The organism is Thalassobaculum salexigens DSM 19539, assembly GCF_000423805.1.
Classification (GTDB): domain Bacteria; phylum Pseudomonadota; class Alphaproteobacteria; order Thalassobaculales; family Thalassobaculaceae; genus Thalassobaculum; species Thalassobaculum litoreum.
The window spans coordinates 434,393-450,113 of record NZ_KE384095.1; the positions used below are offsets into that span (position 1 = coordinate 434,393).

Sequence of the window (15,721 nt, forward strand, 5' to 3'; positions counted from 1 at the left end):
GGCCATGCAGACCATCGCGATTATCGACTACGGGTCGGGGAACCTCCGCTCGGCGGCGAAGGCTTTCGAGCGGTCGTCCCGGGAAGCCGGCGTGGCCGCCGACATTCAGGTAACCGACGACCTGGGCATCATCGCCCGGGCCGACCGGATCGTCCTTCCGGGGGTCGGCGCCTTCGCCGATTGCCGCGACGGGGTCGAGCGGGTCCAGGGGCTGCGCGAGACGCTGGAGGCGCGGGTGATCCGCGAGGCGGTGCCGTTCCTGGGCATCTGCGTCGGCATGCAGCTCATGGCCAGGGCCGGGTTCGAGCACCTGACCACGGAGGGCTTCGGCTGGATCGACGGCGAGGTCCACCGGATCGAGCCGGCCGACGAGGATGACGGCCGTCAGCGCAAGGTGCCGCATATGGGCTGGAACGTGCTGAGCGTTCAGGGCGGCCACCATCCGGTGCTGGCCGGGCTGGAGGACGGGCACCACGCCTATTTCGTCCATTCCTATGCCATGCGCCTTGAGACCGCCGATCAGCAGCTCGCCACCGTGGATTACGGCGGCCCGATCTGCGCCATGGTCGGCCGGGACAATATGATCGGAACCCAGTTCCACCCCGAGAAGAGCCAGGCGACCGGCCTGCGCCTCATCGCCAACTTCATCGGATGGACGCCATGACCGGCGATCAGAGCCAGTTCGCCCCGAAGCCGGCGACCCTGGTCGAGCACATCACCGCGCTTTCGGTGGGCGACCTGAACGACCTGTGCGACGCGGCCGAGGCGGCGATCATCGACGGCGGCGGCTTCGGCTGGCTGACGCCGCCGCCGCGCGAGACGCTGGAGGCCTATTGGCGCGGCACCCTGCTGATCCCCGACCGCGACCTGTTCGTCGGCCGGCTCGACGGGGTGATCGCCGGTTCGTCCCAGCTCCACCGTCCGCCGCGCAACAACGAGGCGCAGAGCTTCGCCTGCAACTTCACCACCTCCTTCGTCGCCCCCTGGGCGCGCGGGCATGGGCTGGCGCGCGACCTGACCCAGATCGCCGAGAACCACGCCCGCAAACTCGGCTTCGAGGTGATGAACCTGGACGTGCGCGAGACCCAGCGCGCGGCGATCCGGCTCTACGAGGCGCTCGGCTTCCAGAAGTTCGGCGAGCATCCGTATTATGCCCGGACCCGCGACGGCTATGTACGGGGCCTCTACTACTTCAAGAACCTGTCGGTCACCGGCCCGACCGGGACGACGGAGGGCGGTACCTCGTGATCCTCTATCCTGCCATCGATCTGAAGGGCGGCGAGTGCGTCCGCCTGCTGCGCGGCGAGATGACCGCCGCGACCGTCTACAACCCAGACCCGGCGAGCCAGGCCAGGGCGTTCCAGGATTCCGGCTGCGCCTGGATCCATGTCGTCGACCTGGACGGCGCCTTCGCCGGCGAGGCGGTCAACGGGGCCGCCGTGCGCTCGATCCTGTCGGCGGTGGACGTGCCGGTGCAGCTCGGCGGCGGCATCCGAAGCCGCGCCCATATCGACACCTGGCTGGAGGCCGGGATCAGCCGGGTCATCCTCGGCACCGTGGCGCTGCGGGATCCCGAACTGGTGATCGCCGCCTGCCGCGACCATCCGGGCAAGATCGCCGTCGGCATCGACGCGCGGGACGGCAAGGTCGCGGTGGAGGGCTGGGCCGAGACCTCCGAGATCACCGCCACCGACCTGGCGCTGAAATTCGAGGATGCCGGCGTGGCCGCCATCATCTTCACCGATATCGACCGGGATGGCGCCCTGCAGGGTCCGAACCTGGAGGCGACCGGCGCGCTGGCCCGAGCCCTGTCGACGCCGGTCATCGCCTCGGGCGGGGTGTCGTCGCTGGAGGACCTGCGGGCGATCGCCAAGCTGGACGGCGACGGGGTCGCCGGCGCCATCGTCGGTCGGGCGCTGTATGACGGCCGGGTCGATGTGGTCGGCGCGGTGCGTGCGCTTGCCGGGGAGGCCGCGTGATGCTGAAGGTCCGCGTCATCCCCTGCCTCGACGTGAAGGACGGCCGGGTGGTCAAGGGCGTCAACTTCGTCGATCTGATCGATGCCGGCGATCCGGTCGAGCAGGCCAAGCTCTACGATGCGGAAGGGGCGGACGAGCTCTGCTTCCTCGACATCACCGCCAGCCACGAGAACCGCGACACGATCTTCGACGTCATCGCCCGCACCGCAGAGCAGTGCTTCATGCCGCTGACCGTCGGCGGCGGCGTGCGCAGCGTGGAGGATATCCGCAAGCTGCTGCTGGCCGGCGCCGACAAGGTGTCGATCAACACCGCCGCGGTGACCAACCCCGACTTCGTGCGCCAGGCGGCCCACAAGTTCGGCAGCCAGTGCATCACCGTGGCGGTCGACGCCAAGAGCGTGGGCGACGGGCGGTTCGAGGTCTTCACCCATGGCGGCCGCAACGCCACCGGACTCGATGCCGTTGCGTGGGCGCAACAAATGGCCGAGTTCGGCGCCGGCGAGATCCTGCTGACCTCCATGGACCGCGACGGCACCAAACAGGGCTTCGACATTCCGCTGACCCGCGCCATCTCCGACGCGGTGCCGGTGCCGGTGATCGCGTCCGGCGGGGTGGGAACCCTGGACCATCTGGTCGACGGCGTGCGCGACGGCCATGCCAGCGCCGTGCTCGCCGCGTCGATCTTCCATTTCGGCACCTACCGGATCAGCGAGGCGAAGGAGGCCATGGCCGCCGCCGGTCTCGCCATGCGCCAGGGGGACTGAGGCTGCGATGAACGATCACATCCTCGACCGGCTCGCCGCCACCATCGCGTCCCGCCAGGGCGGCGACCCGGAGACCAGCTACACCGCGAAGCTGCTGGCCAAGGGGCCGGTGAAATCGGCTCAGAAGGTCGGCGAGGAAGCCGTGGAAGTGGCGATCGAGGCCGCCCGGGGGGATGCCGAGGCGCTGGCGTCGGAGAGCGCCGATCTGCTGTATCACCTGCTGGTGCTGTGGACCGCGGCGGGGGTGACCCCGGACCGGGTCTGGGCCAAGCTCGAGGCGCGGGAGGGGACCTCCGGTCTGGCCGAGAAGGCTGCCCGCGGACAAGCGAACGGAGAGGGTGAATGAGCTACGATCCCAACAACATCTTCGCCAAGATCCTGCGTGGCGAGATTCCGAACGACACGGTCTACGAGGACGAGCACGTCCTGGCGTTCCGGGATATCCAGCCCCAGGCCCAGACCCATGTCCTGGTCATCCCCAAGGGCGCCTATGTCTCCTTCGCAGACTTCGCTGAGACGGCGAGCGACGCGGAGATCGCGGCCTTCGTGCGCGCCACCGGCAAGATCGCCCGCGACCTCGGCATCGAGGAGAACGGCTACCGCGTCATCTCCAACCACGGCCGCGACGCGAACCAGGAAGTCCCCCACTTCCATCTGCACCTGTTCGGCGGCCAGAACCTCGGGCGTATCATCAAGCCGGTCTGAGGGTGCCGGTCTGGGGGTGCCGGTCTGCGGGCACCGGTCCGACGATGGCGCATGCCGGGGCATATCTGGGGTTCTTCAGCCAAGAGCGTTGACGATCTTGTGAAAGGTCGTCATCGAATATGCTTAACAAACTGAAACTTTTGACAAATTCGGCCCGCAGGTTCATAGTTTAGGTCGAGTGGGGACTTTCCGACAGTGTCGGAACCATAAGATTCCACCAGACGTAGTCATGACAATGCACGCGAGGTCGCCGGCGCAGCCTCGCGGTCGGTATGGGTTTCGTATGCAGCGGGCAAACGATCTCGATTGGGATGTGGCGGAGACGATCCGCCGGCACGCTCTGTTCCTGAAACAGAATACCGGCGGTGCGCAGGCCGATTTCCGGCACAAGACGCTGCGTGGCGCGATGCTGGCGGGGACCGACCTGCGCCAGGGGCTGTTCCACGGCACCGATCTGCGCGGTGCCAGCTTCGCCGGCTCCAATCTGAACGCCACCCAGTTCTCGACCGCCAAGCTGGAGCAATGCGATTTCGCCGGCGCCAAGCTGGTGAAGGCGGATCTGCGCGGTGCCAACCTGAAGGGCGCCAAGCTGATGGCGGCGGACCTGACCGATGCCGATCTCAGGCCGGCGCGGATCCAGGACCTCAACCGCACCATCGAGCAGAACGCGAATCTCAGCCGGGCCGACCTGTCCGAGGCGACCGTGGTCCGCACCGACCTGACCGGCGCCAACATGTCCGGCGTGACGGCCGTGAACACGGCGTTCGAGAGCGCGGTGCTGCGCAATGTGAACCTGAACAAGGCGAACCTGTCGAAGAGTTCGTTCCAGGGCACCGACATGCGGGGATCCAACCTGCGGGGCGTGAACTTCGCCGACTCCGTGCTGACGGACACCGACCTCACGGGATCGGACCTGCGGTCGTGCAACCTCGACGGTGCGGATCTCGGTGGCGCCAACCTGACCGACTGCAAGATCGCCACCGGGCTGGAGAGCATGGCGCCCGACGTGCAGCACAAGGTCGTGCAGCATTTCCTGTGGATCAGCTCCGGCGGCAAGAGGGGCGAGCGGGGCCTGTTCCGCGACATGGACCTGGCGGGGTTCGATTTCTCCGGCGCCGATCTTTCGGCCGCCGATTTCGAGGGCGCCAACCTTTCCGGCGCCAATATGAAGCACTGTTCCTTCCGCTTCGCCCTGATGGGCGGCGCCAAGCTGCAGCGCGCCGATCTGACCGGCGCCGACCTGCGGGGTACGACGCTGAAGGGGGCGGTGTTGGACGGCGCGACCCTGACCCAGGCGCGCCTGACGCCGATGCAGATCCTGAAGCCGGCGACGCTGGAGCTTCTGCGCGAATGGCCGGCCGATCTGTCGGGAGCGTCGCTGGTCGGTGCGGTCGCGCACAAGGCGGATTTCAGCCAGGCGATCCTCGACGGCGCCATCTTCCATCATGCCGACCTGGCCGGCGCAAAGCTGGACCGCGCCGCCCTGAAGAGTGCCGATCTCGAAGGTGCCGTGGGTCTTTCCCGGTCGATCTCCAACGCGGCGGAATAGCCACCGCCTCCCCCTTGCGCATGCCACGGTGCCCCTTGCGGCGCCCAAATCCGAACCCGGCTCTCCCATAGGGTCTGCGGCGCAGGCGAAGCTGTGTCGGTGCGAGGGAGGTCTGCCCATGGGCGCGCGGGTGACGACGGTGGCGTTCCGCGGCATCGACACGGTGGAGGTCGACGTCCAGGTCCATGTCGGCGGCGGCGGCATGGGGGGTGTCTGCCTGGTCGGGCTGGCCGACAAGGCGGTGACCGAAAGCCGCGAGCGGGTGGTTGCCGCGCTCTCCGCGCTGGGCCTGGCGCTGCCGTACAAGCGGATCACGGTGAACCTGGCGCCGGCCGACCTGCCGAAGGAGGGCGGGCATTTCGACTTGCCGGTAGCGCTGGGCATCCTGGTGGCCATGGGCGCGCTGTCGGTCGAGGATGTAGGCGACCGCATCGTGCTGGGCGAACTGGCGCTGGATGGCCGGATCTCGCCGGTGGCGGGCGTCCTGCCGGCGGCGGTGGCCGCGGCCGCAGGCGGGCGGCGCGGGGTGATCTGCCCGGCGGTTTGCGGCCCCGAGGCGCGCTGGGCCGAAGGGATCGAGGTGATCGCCGCCCCCGACCTGCTGTCCCTGCTGAACCATCTGCGTGGCGTGCAGGTGCTGCCCGAGGCGGCGGACGGGGTGGTCGAGGCCGAGCCGCATTATCCCGACCTGAAGGACGTGAAGGGCCAGGAGACCGCCAAGCGGGCACTGGAGGTGGTGGCGGCCGGCAATCACAACCTTCTCATGGTCGGCCCGCCCGGCGCCGGCAAGTCGATGATGGCCGCCCGCCTGCCCGGCCTGCTGCCGCCGCTGACCCCGGCCGAGGCGCTGGAGGTGTCGATGATCCGCTCGGTGGCCGGCGTGCTCCGGGAGGGCCGGATCGAGCGCGGCCGGCCGTTTCGCGATCCGCACCATTCCAGCTCCGGTCCCGCTCTGATCGGCGGCGGAATCCGGGCGAAGCCGGGCGAGGTGTCGCTCGCCCATCGCGGCGTGCTGTTCCTGGACGAGCTGGCCGAATTCCCGCGTCAGGTGCTGGACGCCCTGCGGCAGCCGATCGAGACCGGGGAGGCGGTGATCGCCCGGGCCAATCACCACGTCACCTACCCCGCCCGGTTCCAGCTCGTCGCCGCCATGAACCCCTGCCGCTGCGGCCATCTGGCCGATCCGAACCGGGCCTGCTCGCGGGCCCCGCGTTGCGGCGGCGACTACCAGAACCGGCTGTCCGGCCCTCTGCTGGACCGTTTCGATCTGGCAATAGAGGTGCAAGCGGTGTCGGCGGCCGACCTGTCCCTGCCGCCGCCGGCCGAGGGCAGCGCCACCGTCGCCGCCCGGGTCGCCGCCGCCCGGGCGCTGCAGACGGAGCGTTACCGCCGGCTCGACCCGACGGGCGCGGTGCGCACCAACGCCGATGCCAATGGCGAGCTGCTGACCGCCGTGGCCGAGCCGGACCCACCGGGCCGGGCGCTGATGCGCCAGGCGGCGGAGAAGCTGCAGCTCTCGGCCCGGGGCTACCATCGGGTGCTGAAGGTGGCGCGGACCCTGGCCGATCTCGACCGGGCGGAGACGGTCTGCCGCGTGCACGTGGCCGAAGCCCTGGCCTATCGCGGGCGCGGGGGGTAGGTGCCGGGGGTAGCGGAGGGATCGCCGGCCCGGCCCTTGACTTCGGTCGGGCCGGACCACCTTTGTGGCCGGGCGGGCCCGCCCCGAAGCGCATCCTGGGAGGCCATACGGGCGATGCTCGCGTCGAGCTCGGACATATCGCGGCTGCTTGACCGCGTGGCCGGCGGTGATCGGCAGGCCTTCGCCGACCTGTATGAAGCGACCGCGCCGAAACTCTACGGCATCATTCTGCGTATCTTGCGGCGACGGGACGAGACCGACGAGGTGGTGCAGGACGTGTACGTGAAGATCTGGCAGCGGGCGGGCGATTTCGATCCGGCCCGCGCCTCCCCCATCACCTGGATGGCGACCATCGCCCGCAACCGCGCGCTGGACGAGGTGCGCCGTGCGCGGGTCGCCACCGTCTCGGACGACATCGCCCTGGAGCGGGCGGCCGATCCGGCGCGATCGGCCCTTGGCGACGTGGAGGCGAGCGAGGATCGGCGCCGATTGGAGGTCTGCCTCGACGCGCTGGAAGGCGAGCGCGGGAGCTTGGTGCGCCTCGCCTATCTGGACGGGCTGTCGCGCCAGGACCTTGCCGATCGGTTCGGTCAGCCCGTCGGCACGATCAAGACCTGGCTGCACCGCAGCCTGAAGCAGCTCAGGGACTGCCTGACGGCATGAGGGAACGCGAGGACATCGAGCTGGCGGCGGCGGAATATGTGCTCGGGACGCTGACGCCGGAGGAGCGGGTCGCCGTCGAGGCCCGGCGGACACGGGAGCCGGCGCTGGATGCGGCCATCGCCGTGTGGGAGCGGCATCTGTCGCCGATGCTGGACGACGTGGCACCGGTCGCGCCGCCGCCGGACCTGTTCCCGGCCATCGAGGCGGCCATCGCCGGACCCGCCCGGGAGGGTGGGGGCCAGGATGGAGCCCGGGTCGGAACCCGGGACGGAACGGTGACCGACCTCGCCCGGATGCGCCGCCGGCTCGGCCGCTGGCGCGCGGCGGCCGTCGGCGCGGCGGCGATCGCCGCCTGTCTCGCCGGCGTGCTTGTGGTCCGCGAGGTGATCCTCCCGCCGTCCCGGACTTTCGTGGCGGTGTTCCACGACGGCGATACCCAGCCGCGCTTCCTGCTCTCGGTCGATCTGGAGAGCCGGGAGCTCACCATCCGCCCGGTCACCGCCGAGCCGGTGGCGGACAAGACCTACCAGCTCTGGATCGTCGGCGAGGGGATCTCCCCGATCCCGCGGTCGCTCGGCCTGCTGGAGGACGTCTCCGGCACGACCCGCAAGCGCCTGGATCAGGTCGACCCGGCCCTGCTGCGCAACGCCACCTTCGGCATCAGCCTGGAGCCGCCCGGCGGCTCGCCCACCGGCCAGCCCACCGGTCCGGCCCTGCACGGCACGCTGATCCCGGCCGAGGACTGATCCGCAAAAAATCGCGCGGGCCTGAAACCCGCCGCGAAATCCTCCGTATCTACGGGCGGCTTCGATGAGAGCCGGCGTCGGGCTCTGTGTCCGGCGCACCCGAGAACAGACGAACGAGGATTCACGACATGACCGTCAAATGCGCGAAACACACCCTGATCGCCTCCGTCCTCCTGACGGGCCTGACTCTGGGTGCCGCCCAGGCCATGGACCATGCCGGCGTCAAGGCGTCGGGCCAGTCGGTCGCCGAGGGCTCGGTGACCGCCATGGAGGTGATGGCGCCCGAGAACGGCTGGCTCGTCGTTCACCGCACCGGCGCCGACCACAAGCCCGGGCCGGTCGTCGGCTACGCGCCGCTGAAGAAGGGCGAGAACGCCCATGTCACCGCCCTGCTGTCCGAGCCGGTGAAATCCGGCGAGATGCTGATGCTCATGGTCCACAGCGAGGCCGGCGGCACCAAGACCGGCATTTTTGAGTACACCCTCGGCGCCAAGGAAGACGGCCCGATCAAGCCGGACGGCAAGCTGGTCATGACGGTGATCACCGCCGAGTGACGGGACGGCACCACTCAGGGTTGAGTAATATAATATTCGACGTTGAGTATTGATATACTCATACTCCCTCCCGGTTCTCAGATCGGGAGGGAGACATGGCTCGGTTTGCGGCGGTCCTGGCGCTGCTATGGGTGGCGGCCGCAAGTCCGGCCGCCGCGCAGTTCCTGGTCACCGAAGCCTGCATGGGCACCTGCCCCCACGGGCCGGGTGCCCTGGCCAATCAGGTGATCGTGCGGCCGGCCTATACCCTGTCCAACAATCCGGTCACCAAATTCGCCGACTGGATCGCCTATGCGGTCGATACCCGGAACTTCGGACCCAGTCGTGCGCGCAGATGGAAGGCCGATCCGGACCTGCCGGCGCGCGCGACCCTGGAGCCCGAGGACTATCGGGACGCGGCCGCCATCCTGAAGACCGATCGCGGCCACCAGGCGCCGCTCGCCGCCTTCGCCGGCATGGCGGGCTGGGCGACCACCAACTACCTGTCGAACATCACCCCGCAGGCGAGCGCCCTCAACCAGGGACCCTGGGTCCGGCTAGAGACGGCGATCCGGGCCCTGGCCGGCCGCTCGGGCGGGACGGTCCATGTGGTGACCGGTCCGCTGTACGAACGCCCCATGCCGCCCCTGCCCGCCGCCAACGAGCCGCATGTGGTCCCCTCGGGCTACTTTAAGATCGTGACCGTCGGCCGCGGCCGCTCGGTCGTCGCGTTCATCATGGACCAGGCGCTGGAGCGCAACGCCGACTTCTGCGCGACGCGGGTGGCCATGTATGAGGTGGAAGCACGCGCCCGCCTCGTCTTCTTCCCCGGCAGTGAGGCGATCGGCGACCCGGCGGAGGTCGTGGCGGGACTTGGGTGCTGACGGCCCGGGCGGCCCTACAGCTTCTCCTCGATCGCGTCCCACAGCATGGCGGGAACGTCGATGCCGTCGAACCGGCTCAGCTCCTGGATGCCGGTCGGTGAGGTCACGTTGATTTCGGTCAGGTAACGACCGATCACGTCGATGCCGACGAAGATCTGGCCGCGCTTCTTCAGTTCCGGGCCGATGATCTCGCAGATCTCGTGGTCGCGCCGGGTCATCTCGCATTTCACCGCGCGGCCGCCGACATGCATGTTGGAGCGGGCCTCGCCGTCCGCCGGGATGCGGTTGATGGCGCCCACACCCTTGCCGTCGACCAGGATCACCCGCTTGTCGCCCTGGCGGACCTCCGGCAGGTAGGTCTGCACGATGATCGGCTCGCGGAACATCTGGGTGAAGATCTCCAGCAGGGAGTTCAGGTTCTCGTCGCCCGGCTTGATGTGGAACACGCCGGCGCCGCCGTTGCCGAACAGCGGCTTGACGATGATGTCCTTGTGCTCGTCGCGGAACGCCTTGATCTCCTCCGGATCGTGCGTGATCAGGGTCGGCGGCATGACGTCTTCGAAATGGGTGACGAAGAGCTTCTCCGGGGCGTTGCGCACATGGGCCGGGTCGTTCACCACCAGGGTCTTGGGGTGGATGTGCTCCAGCACATGGGTGGCGGTGATGTAGGACATGTCGAAGGGCGGGTCCTGGCGCATCAGCACCACGTCCACATCGGCCAGGTTCATCACGCCGCGTTCGCCCAGGGTGAAGTGGTCGCCCATGACCCGGCGCACGTCCAGTTCCGCCGCCCGGGCGGTGACCCTGCCGTCGCGGAAGCTCAGATGCTTTGGGAGATAGTGGTAGAGTGTATGTCCGCGCTTCTTCGCTTCCAGCGCCAGGGCGAAGGTGCTGTCCGCGTCGATGTTGACCGGCTCGATCGGGTCCATCTGGATCGCGACCTCAAGGCCCATGGCTCTCTCCCCGTCTCACTCTTGGTGGATGCGTTGGCTTGGTGGGTGCGGCGTGCGCGTCAGCGCGACAATCGACCGGCGCGGCGGTCAGTTCAAGCGGGTTTGTATCGACGCCAGGAACCGCTCCATCTCCGTGCGGTCCTCAATCGCGCCATAGCCCGCCGCCAGGTAACTCTTCACGGCCTTGGCGGCGCCCAGGATCGCCCCGCCCTCCGCCAGGATCGCCGCCTCCTCCATGACCAGTGCGGCCACGTCCGGCGCCAGGCGGCGCATCCGGGCCAGCACGGCGAGCCCGCCCTCGATGTCGTTGCTCTGCAGCCGGCGCAGCTTGATGTTGTTCTGCAGGCGTAACAGAACCAGACGGTCGGCGACGTCCCGATGATGCTCGGCGGTCAGGTCCTCGCCGGCGCCCATATGGCGCAGCAGGCTGCGCATGGTGCCGGCATCCATGGCCCGGCCACCGTGGAACGGGTCGAGGATGTGCCGGCCGCCGGGTCCGTCGACGCGGATCAGGAAATGCGCCGGGAAGCTCAGCCCGGCCGCGTCCCAGCCGGCCGCCCGGGCGGCGTGGCAGTACAGGATGCCGAGCGCCACGGGCAGGCCGCGGCGGCGGTCGATCACCGCGGCCAGGTCGGCATTGATCATGTCCTCGTAGCTGTCGGTGTCGCCGGCATAGCCGAGTTCGTCGGCCATGAGCGACGGCAGGACCTGCGAGGGATCGCGGCCGGCCAGACCGGCCGCCTTGCCGGCGATCTCCTCCAGATGGGAGAGCTGGGGCCTCACCTCCGGCTCCGGGTGGGCCAGGACCGACAGGGCGAGCCCGAGCCGCGCCATGTCGAGCCGGGCGTTCGGATCGGCGGCGCACGCGGCGGCGGCCTCGTCCAGCAGCGCCCCCGCCGTCTCGACGGTCAGTCCGGCCTGCGGGTCTGCGGTCACGGGCGCACCGTCACGTAGTCGACCACGCCGCGCACATAGGGAATGTTGCGGGCATGGCCGATCGCCCTGCCGAGCTCGGCCTGGGAGCGGGCGATGCCCATGATGTAGACGGTCTGGTTCACCACCTCGATCGAGTAGTTGATGGAGGCGACCTTGTCGTCGGCCAGCAGCTTGAGCCGCAGCTCGGTGCCGATCCGCGTGTCGCGGCCGAAATCGGTCAGCGAGGACTGGTCGGTGACCTGCAGCTCGTTGATCACCTCGACCACGCCGTCGGCGCTCCAGGCGAGGCGGGTGGCGGTCACCCGGTCCTCCGGATCCTCCACCGTGCCGGTCAGCAGCACCCGGCCCTGGTCGACGGTGAAGGAGACGTCGGCGAACAGGTCGTAGTTGGTCTCGAAGAACTTGGCGTTGAGCTGCAGGCGGATGCGGCTGTCATCGACGGAGCGGGTGAAGCCCTTCTCGGTCTGCGCGGCGGTGGCGCCGGCGGCACCGGCACCCACGGCCATCCCCACGGGCGAGCATCCGGCCAGGGGCACCGCCAGGGCGGCCAGCACGATCAGCGCTGCGCCAAGGCGCGCGCGGGGGGAGCGGCGCGAGACGGGACGGGGGAACAGGGGGCGCTGGCGAACGGGTTTCTGCGGCATCGATGCGTACTCCAGTGACGTCGGTTCCATACTTAGGGGTTTCGCGGCCGTCCGTCACCGGTTGTCGCGGTGCACGTCGACCAGATGGATCGGCAGGCGCCAGGGGCGCACGATCACCAGGTCCAGGCGTCGGCCCAGGCCGGACAGGGTCGGATCCCTGCCCGCGACCAGTGCCAGGGCGCGGGCGATGCGCAGCCGCTGTCGGGTCGAAACGGCATCGACGGCGGCGGCCAGACTGCGCCGGGCCTTGACCTCGACGGCGACGAGAACATCGCCGCGCCGGACCACCAGATCGATCTCCCCGGCCGGCGTGCGTTCGCGTCGGGCGAGGACCCGATAGCCCTTCAGGCGCAGCCAGAGGGCGGCCCAGGTCTCCGCCGCCAGGCCCCAGGACTGGGCGCGCCGGCGCCGCCGGCGGCCGTCTGCCGCGATCCTGTCATCTTCCTGTGCTTGAGTAATTCGGGCTTGAGTAATTGATGCTTGAGTGACGGAACTGGCGCTCGTGTCGCCACGTTTACTTGACGGCGCGTGTCGATTAGCGTCGGCCACGGTCTGACCGGCCAGATTTCAGGAACCCGTGGGTTTCGACCAAAGCGGAGGAAAGCTGCATGATGAGGTTCCGGACACGGCAGGCGGGGCTTTTCGCGACGTTGGCCGTCATGGTTGCAGTTCTGGCGGCATGTTCAAGCGCAAAGCAGCCGGAGGCGCCGAGCGAGCGGGTCGAGACCGCGCCACCGCCCAAGACCTCTGAAGCCCCGCCGCCGTCGAGCCTGGATCTGCAGCCGAACCAGCCGGTCCCCGGAGGCGTCACCATCCCCGATCGGACCGGTCCGCCCAAGGTTGCGCTGCTGCTGCCGCTCACCGGCCGGGCCGCGACGGTGGGCAAGGCGCTGCGCAATGCCGCCGAGCTCGCCCTGTTCGACATCGCGACCGAGGATTTCGCCCTCGCCTTCTACGACACCGCCTCCGACCCGCAGACCGCCGTCGGGGTCGCCCGCAATGCCATCAGCGAAGGCGCCGACATGATCATCGGCCCGCTGTTCTCGGATTCGGCCCGGGCGGTCGGTCCGGTGGCCCAGGCGGCGAACGTGCCGGTGCTGTCGTTCTCCAACGACCGCTCCGCGGCGGGCAACGGCGTGTGGGTGCTGGGACTGCTGCCGGGCGAGCAGGTCGAGCGGGTGATCCGCTATGCCGCCGCCAACGGCTATAGCCGCATCGGCGTCCTGGCGCCGTCCAATGCCTACGGGTTCGAAGCGATGCAGGCGGCGCGGGACACCGCGGCGAAGACCGGGGCGACGATCAGCCGGATGCGGTCCTACACGCCGGGCTCCTCGACCTCGCTCTCCGAGACGGTCAAGAGCTTCGCGGCCGGCGGGGAAGCCGGCTACGACGCGGTCCTTGTGCCCGAGGGTGGGCAGAACATCCTCAATCTGGCGCCGCTGATGGCTTACTATGACATCGACCCGAACAAGGTGAAGTATCTGGGCACCGCGCTGTGGGCCGACCCGGCCCTGGGCCGGGAGCCGACCCTGGTGGGCGGCTGGTTCGCGGCCCCGGACCCGGCCGGCCGCAAGCCCTTCGTCGACCGCTACCGCGCGGTGCATGGCGGCGCCCCCCACGGCCTCGCCTCGCTGGCCTATGACGCGGTGGGCCTGGCGGCCGTGCTGGCCCGCCAGCCGGATGGCGACGGCTTCTCGGTGGAGACCCTGACCCAGCCGTCGGGCTTCAACGGGGCCGACGGGCTGTTCCGCCTGCTGATCGACGGGACCAACCAGCGCGGCCTCGCCGTCCTGCGGCTGACCGCCAACGGGTTCGAGCGGGTGGACCCGGCGCCGACCAGCTTCTCGGCGGCGATCAACTGAGCCGGCCTACCGGCCCGTCAGCGGCCGGGCGTGCTGCAACAGGCGTGCGGTGACCGCGTCCAGACGGGCGCGGCCGGCGGCGGTGGCGCGGATATCGGCGCCCGCGGTCTCCAGGAATCCGGCGGCGACCAGGCCCTCCAGCGCCGGGGCCTCGAACAGGTCGGCGGGCGCGGCGCCGAACAGGTGGCGACACCGGTCCTCGGTCAGCCCTTCGTCGATGCGCAGGCCCATCAGCACCGCTTCCATCAGCGCCTCGTCCCGCGGGATCGGCGCATCGTCGACCAGGGCATGACCCTCCCGGGCCACCCGGTCCAGCCAGATCGTCGGCGCCCGGTGAGTGCGGGTCGCGGTCTTCGCCGCGCCGCGCCGTCCGTCCGACAGCCGGCCATGGGCGCCGGGTCCGATGCCGAGATAGTCCTGATAGCGCCAGTAGACGAGATTGTGCCGGCATTCATGGCCGGGGCGGGCGTGGTTGGACACCTCGTAGGCCGGCAGGCCCGCCCGGCCTAGGATTTCCTGGGTCGCCTCATACAGGTCGGCCGCCCCGTCGTCGTCCGGGAGGGCGAACTCGCCGCGGGCGTGGCGGGCGTAGAACGGCGTCGTCGGCTCGATGGTGAGCTGATAGAGCGACAGGTGCACCGGCTCCAGGGCGATCGCCCGCTCCAGTTCCCGCAGCCAGCCGGCCAGGTCCTGCTCTGGCCGGGCATAGATCAGGTCGAAGGAGACGGTGTCGAACTGCGCCCGTACGGCATCCAGGGCGGCCAGCGCCTCCGCCGCCGAGTGCTCCCGTCCCAGAAAGCGCAGCGACGCGTCGTCCAGGGCCTGCACCCCGAGCGAGACCCGGGTGATCCCGGCCTGCCGGAACGCCGCCATCTTCGCCGCCTCCACCGAGGTGGGGTTGGCCTCCAGGGTGATCTCGATGTCGTTGTTGAAGCGGAACAGCCGCCGCGCCGCCTCCAGCACGTCGGCGACGGTTTCCGGCTCCATCAGCGACGGGGTGCCGCCGCCGAAGAAGATGCTGACCAGCCGCCGGGTGCCGTCCGCCGCGCCGCCGACCCGGGGCGCCAGGGTTTCCAGCTCGCGCACCAGGAGGTTGCGCCACAGGGCGTGATCGACGCTGTCCGAGACATGGCTGTTGAAGTCGCAATAGGGGCACTTGGCCCGGCAGAACGGCCAGTGGACATAGAGTCCGAGCGGGTCCGACGCCGCCGCCGCCCGAGCGGTGGGGTCAGTCGCCAGCAGGGCCGCCATCGAAGCACCGCGCCACGAGCTGGGCGAAGGCGTCCGCCCGGTGGCTGACCGAATGTTTCCAGTCGGCATCGCCCTCGCCGAAGGTCTTGGTGTCGCCGTCGGGCACGAACATGGGATCGTAGCCGAAGCCCTTGTCGCCGCGCGGCGGCCACACGGCGGTGCCGTGCACGAAGCCCTCCACGCTTTCGCAATGGCCGTCGGGCCAGGCGAGGGTCAGCGCGCAGGTGAACCAGGCCCGGTCGTCGTCCGAGCCGCTCTCCGCCATCTTCCGGTGGACCAGCTCCATGGCGACCGAGAAGTCCTTGGACGGTCCGGCCCAGCGGGCGGAGTAGATCCCCGGATCGCCGTCCAGAGCCGCGACGCAGAACCCGGAATCGTCGGCCAGCGCCGGTTTTCCGGAGGCCGTGGCCGCCGCCAGCGCCTTCAGTTCGGCATTCGCAACGAAAGTGGTGCCCGTCTCCTCCGGCTCCGGCAGGCCGAGCTCGCCGGCGGAGACCACGCTCATGCCATAGGGCGCCAGCAGCTCGCCGATCTCCCGCACCTTGCCGGGATTATGGCTGGCGAGGACCAGGGTCTCGCCGGCCAGCTTGCGGGGCGCCATGGCGTCGGTCTC

General features: G+C 69.7%; 19 protein-coding genes. 13 read left to right on the forward strand and 6 right to left on the reverse strand.

The window, feature by feature from the left end; translation table 11 throughout:
- Positions 1-4: 4 nt before the first annotated feature.
- The 12 genes from hisH to G578_RS27765 all read left to right on the forward strand — a co-directional run bounded on the left by hisH (position 5) and on the right by G578_RS27765 (position 9,462).
- Positions 5-664 (forward strand): imidazole glycerol phosphate synthase subunit HisH, encoded by a 660-nt coding sequence (hisH, locus tag G578_RS0122425; RefSeq protein WP_028796135.1) that lies wholly within the window; start codon positions 5-7, stop codon positions 662-664.
- Positions 661-1,248, forward strand: a complete 588-nt coding sequence (locus G578_RS27760) for a GNAT family N-acetyltransferase (protein WP_051245174.1) — start codon at positions 661-663, stop codon at positions 1,246-1,248. Before hisH ends, G578_RS27760 begins: the two co-directional genes overlap by 4 nt.
- Positions 1,245-1,979 (forward strand): 1-(5-phosphoribosyl)-5-[(5-phosphoribosylamino)methylideneamino]imidazole-4-carboxamide isomerase, encoded by a 735-nt coding sequence (hisA, locus tag G578_RS0122435; protein WP_028796136.1) that lies wholly within the window; start codon positions 1,245-1,247, stop codon positions 1,977-1,979. The genes G578_RS27760 and hisA overlap by 4 nt, the downstream gene beginning before the upstream one ends.
- Positions 1,979-2,743, forward strand: a complete 765-nt coding sequence (gene hisF, locus G578_RS0122440; protein ID WP_028796137.1) for an imidazole glycerol phosphate synthase subunit HisF — start codon at positions 1,979-1,981, stop codon at positions 2,741-2,743. Before hisA ends, hisF begins: the two co-directional genes overlap by 1 nt.
- A 7-nt stretch (positions 2,744-2,750) precedes the next feature.
- Entirely contained in the window at positions 2,751-3,089 is a 339-nt protein-coding gene (locus G578_RS0122445) for a phosphoribosyl-ATP diphosphatase (RefSeq protein WP_028796138.1), read from the forward strand.
- Positions 3,086-3,448: a histidine triad nucleotide-binding protein gene (locus G578_RS0122450; protein ID WP_028796139.1), complete on the forward strand. Its 363-nt coding sequence runs from the start codon at positions 3,086-3,088 to the stop codon at positions 3,446-3,448. Before G578_RS0122445 ends, G578_RS0122450 begins: the two co-directional genes overlap by 4 nt.
- Before the next feature lie 283 nt (positions 3,449-3,731).
- Positions 3,732-4,997, forward strand: coding sequence for a pentapeptide repeat-containing protein (locus tag G578_RS0122455; RefSeq protein WP_028796140.1), 1,266 nt, complete (start codon positions 3,732-3,734; stop codon positions 4,995-4,997).
- Positions 4,998-5,115: 118 nt separating this feature from the next.
- The gene (locus tag G578_RS0122460; RefSeq protein ID WP_028796141.1) at positions 5,116-6,636 is read left to right on the forward strand and encodes a YifB family Mg chelatase-like AAA ATPase; all 1,521 of its coding nucleotides are present in this window, start codon (positions 5,116-5,118) and stop codon (positions 6,634-6,636) included.
- Between the two features lie 114 nt (positions 6,637-6,750).
- A complete protein-coding gene (locus G578_RS0122465) occupies positions 6,751-7,299 on the forward strand; it encodes a sigma-70 family RNA polymerase sigma factor (protein ID WP_028796142.1) in 549 nt (182 codons plus the stop codon).
- Complete coding sequence (locus tag G578_RS0122470; protein ID WP_028796143.1) at positions 7,296-8,045, forward strand: anti-sigma factor; 750 nt, start codon at positions 7,296-7,298, stop codon at positions 8,043-8,045. Before G578_RS0122465 ends, G578_RS0122470 begins: the two co-directional genes overlap by 4 nt.
- A gap of 128 nt (positions 8,046-8,173) precedes the next feature.
- Positions 8,174-8,599: a DUF7282 domain-containing protein gene (locus tag G578_RS0122475; RefSeq protein WP_038015705.1), complete on the forward strand. Its 426-nt coding sequence runs from the start codon at positions 8,174-8,176 to the stop codon at positions 8,597-8,599.
- A 95-nt stretch (positions 8,600-8,694) separates the two neighbouring features.
- Positions 8,695-9,462 carry a DNA/RNA non-specific endonuclease gene (locus G578_RS27765; RefSeq protein WP_051245175.1) on the forward strand — a complete coding sequence of 256 codons (768 nt, stop codon included), beginning with the start codon at positions 8,695-8,697 and terminating at the stop codon, positions 9,460-9,462.
- 14 nt (positions 9,463-9,476) lie between these two features.
- Here the strand turns inward: G578_RS27765 and gshB are convergent, their stop codons facing one another.
- The 4 genes from gshB to G578_RS0122500 all read right to left on the reverse strand — a co-directional run bounded on the left by gshB (position 9,477) and on the right by G578_RS0122500 (position 12,544).
- Positions 9,477-10,415, reverse strand: coding sequence for a glutathione synthase (gene gshB, locus G578_RS0122485; RefSeq protein ID WP_028796145.1), 939 nt, complete (start codon positions 10,413-10,415; stop codon positions 9,477-9,479).
- A gap of 87 nt (positions 10,416-10,502) precedes the next feature.
- Positions 10,503-11,351 (reverse strand): transglutaminase family protein, encoded by an 849-nt coding sequence (locus G578_RS0122490; protein ID WP_051245176.1) that lies wholly within the window; start codon positions 11,349-11,351, stop codon positions 10,503-10,505.
- Complete coding sequence (locus G578_RS0122495) at positions 11,348-11,995, reverse strand: BON domain-containing protein (RefSeq protein ID WP_169400901.1); 648 nt, start codon at positions 11,993-11,995, stop codon at positions 11,348-11,350. Before G578_RS0122495 ends, G578_RS0122490 begins: the two co-directional genes overlap by 4 nt.
- A gap of 54 nt (positions 11,996-12,049) precedes the next feature.
- Positions 12,050-12,544 (reverse strand): YraN family protein, encoded by a 495-nt coding sequence (locus G578_RS0122500; RefSeq protein WP_425425920.1) that lies wholly within the window; start codon positions 12,542-12,544, stop codon positions 12,050-12,052.
- A gap of 110 nt (positions 12,545-12,654) precedes the next feature.
- Between G578_RS0122500 and G578_RS0122505 the strand changes: the two genes are divergently transcribed.
- Complete coding sequence (locus G578_RS0122505) at positions 12,655-13,857, forward strand: penicillin-binding protein activator (RefSeq protein WP_169400902.1); 1,203 nt, start codon at positions 12,655-12,657, stop codon at positions 13,855-13,857.
- 6 nt (positions 13,858-13,863) lie between these two features.
- Here the strand turns inward: G578_RS0122505 and hemW are convergent, their stop codons facing one another.
- Together hemW and rdgB are read right to left on the reverse strand one after the other, a co-directional pair.
- A complete protein-coding gene (gene hemW, locus G578_RS0122510) occupies positions 13,864-15,108 on the reverse strand; it encodes a radical SAM family heme chaperone HemW (protein WP_038015708.1) in 1,245 nt (414 codons plus the stop codon).
- A complete protein-coding gene (gene rdgB / locus G578_RS0122515) occupies positions 15,086-15,709 on the reverse strand; it encodes an RdgB/HAM1 family non-canonical purine NTP pyrophosphatase (protein WP_028796151.1) in 624 nt (207 codons plus the stop codon). The genes hemW and rdgB overlap by 23 nt, the downstream gene beginning before the upstream one ends.
- Positions 15,710-15,721 lie beyond the last annotated feature (12 nt).

What these genes read in the sequence shown, in the direction of transcription:
- hisH (WP_028796135.1), top strand. Translation starts at nt 5, where the DNA reads ATGCAGACCATCGCGATTATCGACTACGGGTCGGGGAACCTCCGCTCG.
- G578_RS27760 (WP_051245174.1), top strand. Translation starts at nt 661, where the DNA reads ATGACCGGCGATCAGAGCCAGTTCGCCCCGAAGCCGGCGACCCTGGTC.
- hisF (WP_028796137.1), top strand. Translation starts at nt 1,979, where the DNA reads ATGCTGAAGGTCCGCGTCATCCCCTGCCTCGACGTGAAGGACGGCCGG.
- G578_RS0122445 (WP_028796138.1), top strand. Translation starts at nt 2,751, where the DNA reads ATGAACGATCACATCCTCGACCGGCTCGCCGCCACCATCGCGTCCCGC.
- G578_RS0122450 (WP_028796139.1), top strand. Translation starts at nt 3,086, where the DNA reads ATGAGCTACGATCCCAACAACATCTTCGCCAAGATCCTGCGTGGCGAG.
- G578_RS0122455 (WP_028796140.1), top strand. Translation starts at nt 3,732, where the DNA reads ATGCAGCGGGCAAACGATCTCGATTGGGATGTGGCGGAGACGATCCGC.
- G578_RS0122460 (WP_028796141.1), top strand. Translation starts at nt 5,116, where the DNA reads ATGGGCGCGCGGGTGACGACGGTGGCGTTCCGCGGCATCGACACGGTG.
- G578_RS0122465 (WP_028796142.1), top strand. Translation starts at nt 6,751, where the DNA reads ATGCTCGCGTCGAGCTCGGACATATCGCGGCTGCTTGACCGCGTGGCC.
- G578_RS0122470 (WP_028796143.1), top strand. Translation starts at nt 7,296, where the DNA reads ATGAGGGAACGCGAGGACATCGAGCTGGCGGCGGCGGAATATGTGCTC.
- G578_RS0122475 (WP_038015705.1), top strand. Translation starts at nt 8,174, where the DNA reads ATGACCGTCAAATGCGCGAAACACACCCTGATCGCCTCCGTCCTCCTG.
- G578_RS27765 (WP_051245175.1), top strand. Translation starts at nt 8,695, where the DNA reads ATGGCTCGGTTTGCGGCGGTCCTGGCGCTGCTATGGGTGGCGGCCGCA.
- gshB (WP_028796145.1), bottom strand. Translation starts at nt 10,415, where the DNA reads ATGGGCCTTGAGGTCGCGATCCAGATGGACCCGATCGAGCCGGTCAAC.
- G578_RS0122495 (WP_169400901.1), bottom strand. Translation starts at nt 11,995, where the DNA reads ATGCCGCAGAAACCCGTTCGCCAGCGCCCCCTGTTCCCCCGTCCCGTC.
- G578_RS0122505 (WP_169400902.1), top strand. Translation starts at nt 12,655, where the DNA reads ATGGTTGCAGTTCTGGCGGCATGTTCAAGCGCAAAGCAGCCGGAGGCG.
- hemW (WP_038015708.1), bottom strand. Translation starts at nt 15,108, where the DNA reads ATGGCGGCCCTGCTGGCGACTGACCCCACCGCTCGGGCGGCGGCGGCG.
- rdgB (WP_028796151.1), bottom strand. Translation starts at nt 15,709, where the DNA reads ATGGCGCCCCGCAAGCTGGCCGGCGAGACCCTGGTCCTCGCCAGCCAT.